5 protein-coding genes are annotated in these 6,654 nt (G+C 67.5%); 4 read left to right on the top strand and 1 reads right to left on the bottom strand.

The genetic code is table 11. The features are described from left to right. Positions 1 to 94: 94 nt before the first annotated feature. Positions 95 to 2,047: a M61 family metallopeptidase gene (locus tag ACYPYD_RS00675; RefSeq protein ID WP_459661702.1), complete on the bottom strand. Its 1,953-nt coding sequence runs from the start codon at positions 2,045 to 2,047 to the stop codon at positions 95 to 97. A 116-nt stretch (positions 2,048 to 2,163) separates the two neighbouring features. Between ACYPYD_RS00675 and hisS the strand changes: the two genes are divergently transcribed. The 4 genes from hisS to ACYPYD_RS00655 all read left to right on the top strand — a co-directional run bounded on the left by hisS (position 2,164) and on the right by ACYPYD_RS00655 (position 6,585). Next, positions 2,164 to 3,408 (top strand): histidine--tRNA ligase, encoded by a 1,245-nt coding sequence (gene hisS, locus ACYPYD_RS00670; protein ID WP_459661700.1) that lies wholly within the window; start codon positions 2,164 to 2,166, stop codon positions 3,406 to 3,408. A gap of 139 nt (positions 3,409 to 3,547) precedes the next feature. After that, positions 3,548 to 4,618, top strand: a complete 1,071-nt coding sequence (prfA, locus tag ACYPYD_RS00665; protein ID WP_008831904.1) for a peptide chain release factor 1 — start codon at positions 3,548 to 3,550, stop codon at positions 4,616 to 4,618. After that, on the top strand, positions 4,611 to 5,465 hold the full coding sequence (prmC, locus tag ACYPYD_RS00660) for a peptide chain release factor N(5)-glutamine methyltransferase (RefSeq protein ID WP_459661698.1): 855 nt from the start codon (positions 4,611 to 4,613) through the stop codon (positions 5,463 to 5,465). The genes prfA and prmC overlap by 8 nt, the downstream gene beginning before the upstream one ends. Before the next feature lie 253 nt (positions 5,466 to 5,718). Further along, positions 5,719 to 6,585 carry a DUF4167 domain-containing protein gene (locus ACYPYD_RS00655; protein ID WP_459661697.1) on the top strand — a complete coding sequence of 289 codons (867 nt, stop codon included), beginning with the start codon at positions 5,719 to 5,721 and terminating at the stop codon, positions 6,583 to 6,585. Positions 6,586 to 6,654 lie beyond the last annotated feature (69 nt).

Raw genomic sequence — 6,654 nt, 5'->3', positions numbered from 1 at the left:
CACCCGACCACCCATAGGGTACTATCGTTGGGTGGTCGGGTGGGGGAGAGGGCCGGTGCCGCGAAATCCGCTTCAGCGGATTTCCAAATGCCCGTTACTTGGCGCGCGCGGTCAGCAGCTTGTCGAAGCCGTTGACTTTGCCCGGTGTGGTGCTCTCCAGCCAGGGGTGGCGCAGGCCGCCGTGGTAGTCGATCGCCACCGTCTGATATCGCTCGCCGCGCTTGATCAGCAGGCTGATCGGCGCCTTGGCGGTCTTGGCGGCGGTGATCGCGTCCTTCATCACGTCGGAGGAATAGGCGCGGCCGCCCACGGCGACGATCTTCGTCGAATTGACGATGCCCGCGTTGTAGGCCGGGCCGTCCCACAAGGTCGCGGTGACGTCGCCGTCCTTGTTCAGCGTCACGCCGAGCGAGTAGGTGAGGTCGAGCGTCTTGCGCTCCTCGGCGATGCCCTTTTCGTAGGCGTTGGGCTTGTCCTTCCACACCAGCTTGTAGCCGGCCATCTGCACGCCGTTCAGCGGTGCGGGCTGGTTGGTGTCGTAGAGGCGCGTGCGCAGGAAGGCGGCCCAGTCGTAGGGGTAGACGCCGTTCAGCACCTTGACGACTTCGTCGAAGTCGTAGGTCACTTCGCCCCAGTCGCCGTCGCGCACGCCGAAGAAGGCCCTGGCGAAATCGTCGAGCCCCTTGGCGCCGCCCGTACCCTTGCGGATGATCTGGTCGGCCTCGAGCCAAGTCAGCGCGCCCTCGACGTAGTAGTCTTCCGAGCGGGTGAGCGAGGTGTAGGGCAGCGGGCGGCGGCGCATCAGCTGCGGCGCGTTGACGGTGTCCTCGACCGAGCGCCACGACCGGCCGGGAGTGCCCTCGGCATACTTGCCCGCAGCGGTGGCGAACATCGCCATGACCATGTCGCGCGACTGCACGCCCGAGCGGGCGGCCAGCACATAGCCCCAGAACTGGGTCTGACCCTCGTAGACCCACAGCATCGTGTTCTGCATCGGCTGCTGGTAGTCCGGCGTCCAGGCATCGGCGCCGCGGCGGAACTTGCCGTTCCAGCTGTGCACGAATTCATGCGCGATAACGTTGCGGTCCCAGTCCATCCCGGCCCAGTCGGTCCACGACTTGGGTTCCTGCTGGTTCTCGCTGGAGCGGTGGTGCTCGAGGCCGATGCCGCCCATGCGGTCGGTGAGGGCGAGCAGGAAGTCGTAATGATCGAAGTGCTTCGAGCCGAACGTGGTCGTCGCCTCCTTTACGAGGTTGCGGTAGGTCTGCAGGTTCTCGGGCTTGATCGCGAGGAGGTCCGGCTCGTCAGCGACGACGTCCATGAAGACGTTCTGGCCCAGGTCCCAGCGCTGCGAATGGATGCCGGCGAAGATCGGCGAATCGACGAGGCGCTCGAAGTCGATGGTGTTCCAGGTGACGGTGTCGCCGGTCCGCTGGAAGCCGTCGAGCGCGGTGAACACTTGCCAGCCCCGGGGGAAGGTGACCGTCGGCTTGTACGGGATGCCGCGCGTGTAGTAGCCCGCCGGGTAGAGGCTCATCTTCTCCCACTGGAGGTTGAGCATCTCCTGCGTCATCGTGATGCGCCCCTCGCTGGTCTGCAGCGGCGAGGTGTGGACGAACTTCGCGGTGACGGCCTTCGTCCCCTCGGGCAGCGCGAGGTGGAAGGCGTTGACCGCGACGGTGTCACGCACCCAGGCGATTTCCCGAGTGCCGTTGGGGCCGTCCGCATAGAAGTGGATGTCGGCCAGCAGCCCGTAAGGTCCGGTTTCCGAGTGGTTGCCGGGCAGCCAGCCCGCCTGCAGCAGGATCAGATCGCGCGCGCCGGGTGCGACCGGGATCGTCTGGGTGACGCGGTAGACGCCGCGCGAAATGTCACTCGCGTCGATGTTCAGGCCGATGGTGCCGGCATAAGGCACGTCCTTCGCGGCGGGCATTTCCGGCGGAAGCAGCGGGGCCATCGGGGTGGAGCGGTTGGCATCCTGCGCGAAAACGGAAGTCGACAGCAGCAGGGAGGTGAGGAGGGTCGCGCCCTTGAGCAGATTCTTCATTGCGCAGGTCTTTGCGCTTGTTGCCGCATTTGGCAACCATTGATGCCGTCGTTTTGGCCTCTCAAAATGGCGGGGCCACTTCACGAAGTGCGCCATTGCGGCTAGACGCGCGCGTCATGAACACCACACCACAGGCCATTCGCGGAACCCAGGACATCTTCGGCGCCGATGCCGAGGCTTTCGCCCACGTCGTCGAGACCTTCGAGCGCGTGCGCAAGCTCTACCGCTTCCGCCGCGTGGAAATGCCGGTGTTCGAGAAGACCGCCGTGTTCTCGCGCTCGCTGGGCGAGACGACCGATGTGGTCTCCAAGGAGATGTACTCGTTCGAGGATCGCGGCGGCGAATCGCTGACGCTGCGCCCCGAATTCACCGCCGGCATCGCCCGCGCCTACCTGACCGACGGCTGGAAGCAGTTCGCGCCGCTCAAGGTCGCGACGCACGGGCCGCTGTTTCGCTACGAGCGCCCGCAGAAGGGCCGCTACCGCCAGTTCCACCAGATCGACGCCGAAGTGATCGGCGCGGCCGAGCCGATGGCCGACGTGGAACTCCTCGTCATGGCCGACCAGCTGCTCAAGGAACTGGGCATCGCCGATGGCGTGACGCTGCAGCTCAACACGCTGGGCGATGGCGAGAGCCGCGAGGCCTGGCGCGCGGCGCTGGTCGAATACTTCCGCGGCCATAGGCAAGCATTGTCCGAGGATTCGCAGGATCGCCTCGAGCGCAACCCGCTGCGCATCCTCGATTCCAAGGATCCGCGCGACAAGCCCTTCACCGCCGATGCGCCCAAGATCGACGACTTCCTCTCGGCCGAGGCGCAGGACTTCTTCGGCGCGGTGACGTCGGGCCTCGATGCGGCGGGCGTCGCCTGGACTCGCGCCGAGGCGCTGGTGCGCGGGCTGGATTATTACCGTCACACCGCCTTCGAGTTCGTGACCGACCGGCTGGGTGCGCAAGGGACCGTGCTGGGCGGTGGTCGCTACGATGGCCTGATGTCCGCGCTCGGCGGTCCCGAGACCCCGGCGGTCGGCTGGGCAGCGGGGATCGAGCGCCTTGCGATGCTGGTGGCCGATGCGGGCCAGACCACCGAAGCGCCGCTGACGGCGATGCTCGCGGTCGAGGACGATGCGGCGCTGCACTTCGCGCTCAAGACGCTGACCGCGCTGCGCCACCAGGGAATCGATGCCGAGATCATCGCCACGGGAAGCCCGCGCAAGCGCTTCGACAAGGCGGTGAAGTCGAACGCGAAGGCGATCGTCTCGTTCGTGGTCAAGGACGGCGTGCCCACCGCCAACTTGCGCGCGGGTGAAACCACCCCGGCGCGGCTGGCCGTGGAGCAGGTGCTGGTGACCATCCAGCCGTGATGGGAGCATGGCCACAACTTGGCGGAGGGCTTCGACAGGCTCAGCCTGAGCGGGGTTGGAGTTTTACGCTAACTCCGCTCACCCTGAGCTTGTCGAAGGGGCAGGCGCAGCGTCTCGAAGCCCCGGAAGGCGCACGCTGATGGCGATCTCCGACATTCGCCTCGCCCAGCTCGGCGGCCGTCTGGCCGAACTGGAGGCGCGCCTTGCTTCCGGCACTCTCGAAGGTGAGGCTTTCGTCGCTGCAAGCCGCGATTATGCCGAGCTGGAACCCGTCGCGCGCGCCGCGGCCGAGGTCGTCTCGATGCGCGGCGAACTCGAATCGCTGCTTGGTCTCGAAGACCCTGACCCCGAGATGCGCGCCCTTGCAGCCGAGGAAGCCGCACGCCTCAAGGCAGAGCTGCCCGAGGCCGAGCGCCGCCTCGCCATCGCCATGCTCCCTCGGGATGCCGCCGACGTGCGGCCGGCGATGCTGGAAATCCGCGCCGGCACCGGCGGCGACGAGGCCGCGCTGTTCGCCGCCGACCTCTACCGCATGTACGAGAAATACGCCGCCGAGCAGGGCTGGCGGGTCGAGATGGTCAGCGCCAATGCCAGCGATGTCGGCGGCTTCAAGGAAGTCGTCGCCAACGTCACCGGCTCGGGCGTCTTCGCCAAGCTGAAGTTCGAAAGCGGCGTTCACCGCGTGCAGCGGGTGCCGGTGACCGAATCGGGCGGGCGCATCCACACATCGGCGGCCACCGTCGCGGTCCTGCCCGAACCCACCGAGGTCGACGTGGCGATCGAGGACAAGGACCTCAAGATCGACATCTACCGCGCTTCGGGCGCGGGCGGGCAGCACGTCAACACCACCGATTCGGCGGTGCGCATCACGCACTTGCCGTCGGGCATCGTCGTCACCTGCCAGGACGAGCGCAGCCAGCACAAGAACAAGGCCAAGGCGATGCAGGTCCTGCGCGCGCGCCTCTACGAAAAGATGCGCGACGAGGCGCAGGGCGCCGAGGCAGAGGCGCGCAAGGCCATGGTCGGTTCCGGCGACCGCTCGGAGCGCATTCGCACCTACAACTTCCCGCAAGGGCGCGTCACCGATCATCGCATCAACCTGACGCTCCACCGCCTGCCCGAAGTGCTCGAAGGGCCGGGGCTGGCGGAACTGGTCGATGCACTGATCGCCGAGGACGAGGCCAAGCGTCTGGCGGCGATGGATGGTTGACGGCACTACCGTAGTCGAAGCCATCCGCGACGCGGCCTCACGCCTTTCGGAAACCAGCGACACTGCCCGCCTCGATGCCGAAGTCCTGATGGCCCATGCGCTGGGCGTCACCCGTTCGCAGCTTTTGCTCGGCCGCATGCGCGATCCGGCGCCCGAGGGCTTCGCCGCGCTGGTCGAGCGGCGTGCCGCGCATGAGCCCGTCGCCTACATCACCGGCACGGCCGAGTTCTACGGCCTCGAACTCGCGGTCACCCCGGCGACGCTGATCCCGCGCGGCGATACCGAGACACTGATCGAGGCCGCCCGCGAGGCTTTGGCCGCGCGCCCGCCCGCCCGCATCCTCGATCTCGGCACCGGGACCGGCGCGCTGCTGCTGGCGGCGCTGTCGGTATGGCCGGAGGCGCAAGGCGTCGCGATCGACCGCTCGGCCGAGACGCTGGCGGTCGCGCAGACGAATGCCGATCGCCATGCTCCGGCCGCCGGGTTGCTGGTGGCCGACTGGACGAAGCCCGGTTGGTCGGCCGATCTTGGCCGCTTCGACCTGATCCTCACCAACCCGCCTTACGTCGAGAATGCGGCCGAACTCGACACTTCGGTCCGGGCCTTCGAGCCTGCGGGCGCGCTGTTCTCGGGGCCGGAGGGGCTGGACGACTACCGCGTCCTCGTGCCCCAGCTTCCCGGCCTCATGGCCCCAGGCGGTGTGGCGATGGTCGAGATCGGCTGGCGACAGGCCGACGCCGTGGCGGCGATCGGCGCGGCTGCCGGGCTGTCGTCCCGGGTTCATCGCGATTTGGGCGGGCGCGACCGGGTCGTCGCGTTTTCGGGGACAAACGTACTTGGGGCGTAAGTTTCCGCTTGGAATCGTCCTCTACAATCCCTAATGATTACTGCGAACCGGCCGATGGACGATGATTTCCCATACCCGGTTCGCCTCCAGCATTTGCAAGCGGTCGGCGGCGTCAACGCAACCGACAGGGCAGATGGGGAAAATCGCGGCGGCCGGGGGGCCGGTCGGGATCATGTGACGTACGGCAGTCCGGTTGATCGGGACCGGAGCGTGCCAGGGTTTTAAAGCCCGGGGTTTTGAGGAAAGTCATCCCTTGAATAACAACAATCGTGGTAACAACCGTCGGCGCGGCCGCGGTAACAACCGCCAGCAGGGCGGCCAGCAGACCAACCGGATCGACAGCAGGGCACGTGGCAATGCGCCGCAGCTTCTGGAAAAGTATCGGAAGATGGCGCATGACGCCCACCTCAATGGCGACCGCGTGACGGAGGAATACTACCTCCAGTTCGCGGATCACTACTTTCGTGTCATCGCCGACCAGAAGCAGCGCCAGGAAGACGCTCGCCAGCCGAATCAGCCGCGCCGCGACGATCATCGCCAGAACGATTACGGCGACGATTACGGTTCGTACGACGATCCCTACGGCGAAGCGCCGTCGGCTCCCGTCGAACGCGCTCCGCGCCCCGAGCGTGAACCGCGCCAGTACGAGCAGCGCCAGTACGAGCAGCGCCAGTATGAGCCCCGGCATGAACAGCGTGCTCCGGAGCCCGCCGCCGCTGCCGTCGAGGATGCGGCCGAGCCGGTCGCGGACGCTGGCGATGCGTCGGCTAATCCTTACGAGCCGCCCGAAAATCCCTTCGTGCGTGACAATCGCGCCTCGCGCGGCCTGAAGCAGCGCAAGCCGCGCGGCCCGCGCCGGGACGAAGGCGAAGAGCCCCGGGGCGAGGCGGAGCAGGCTCCGGCCCCCGTCGCTCAGGAAGAGCCTGCCGGCTTCGACGCCGCGATGCTTCCGCCCGCGATCTCGGCCAAGCCGGCCCGCAAGCGCACGCCCAAGCCTGCCGCCGAAGCCGTTACTCCGGCTCCCGAGGCCGAGCCTGCCGCCGAGGAAAAGCCGCGCCGCCGCCGCACCCGCAAGGCTGCCGCGGGTGACGAGGCCGCTCCCGAGGCCGTCGAGGGCTGACCCTCCTTCCCGGCGCGCGTGCACGGGACCGTAACTGGTCCCTTGCGTCGCGCCGGGCCGGGCTTACAA

This window comes from Novosphingobium sp. 11B, from assembly GCF_054589055.1.
The sequence above is the reverse complement of the archived record's forward strand: the minus strand, read 5'-3'. Positions and strand labels throughout refer to the sequence as shown.

Excerpts from the sequence above, each read along its gene's own strand:
- ACYPYD_RS00675 (WP_459661702.1), bottom strand. The coding sequence starts at position 2,047 with ATGAAGAATCTGCTCAAGGGCGCGACCCTCCTCACCTCCCTGCTGCTG.
- hisS (WP_459661700.1), top strand. The coding sequence starts at position 2,164 with ATGAACACCACACCACAGGCCATTCGCGGAACCCAGGACATCTTCGGC.
- prfA (WP_008831904.1), top strand. The coding sequence starts at position 3,548 with ATGGCGATCTCCGACATTCGCCTCGCCCAGCTCGGCGGCCGTCTGGCC.
- prmC (WP_459661698.1), top strand. The coding sequence starts at position 4,611 with ATGGTTGACGGCACTACCGTAGTCGAAGCCATCCGCGACGCGGCCTCA.